2 riboswitches are annotated in these 535 nt (G+C 66.0%).

The window, feature by feature from the left end:
- Positions 1 to 30 precede the first annotated feature (30 nt).
- Positions 31 to 226, reverse strand: a riboswitch (cobalamin riboswitch).
- Positions 227 to 297: 71 nt separating this feature from the next.
- A riboswitch (cobalamin riboswitch) is annotated at positions 298 to 513 on the forward strand.
- The last annotated feature ends 22 nt before the right edge of the window (positions 514 to 535 follow it).

A 535-nucleotide genomic window follows, 5' to 3' on the forward strand; every position in this document is an offset into this window, starting at 1 on the left:
CTCCAACGCAGCATGGCCGACGCGCAGCAGATCGAAAACCAGTCACGAGGCAGGTCTCCTGGCTCACAGCCCATTGTTGTCTCCTCGCCTTCCCGCCCGAATCGGCAGTGGCGCGTGAAGAGACAGGCTGTTCACAGTTGCGGGGGCAGCCGTGGCGCATCCGAAGATTTCCACGTTCCCTCTTAGCTCCGGCCAGTGCCGGAGAACCTCGAAGGGCAGAAGGCTACGCAGCGATGGCGGGGCGGTCAATCGCCGGGGATCGGTTGCCGCGCGGTTGACGCTCGCGGGGCTTCGTGGTCAGCTAACGCGGTTTCAGGTGTCTCGCGCCGTCGTGCGCGAGGTGAAACGGGAAGCCGGTGCGTCCGCAAGGACAAGTCCGGCGCTGCCCCCGCAACGGTAAGCGATTGAAGGGTCATCGGTAGCCACTGTGCTCGCGCATGGGAAGGCTGACCCGCCCGGCCGCATCGGCCGACATCGCAAGCCCGGAGACCGGCCTGGAATCCTTCGTTTTTGGCAAACCCGCGGTGGGCGGGCG

The organism is Pseudomonas sp. 32_A (genome assembly GCF_017490905.1).
GTDB lineage: Bacteria > Pseudomonadota > Gammaproteobacteria > Pseudomonadales > Pseudomonadaceae > Aquipseudomonas > Aquipseudomonas inefficax.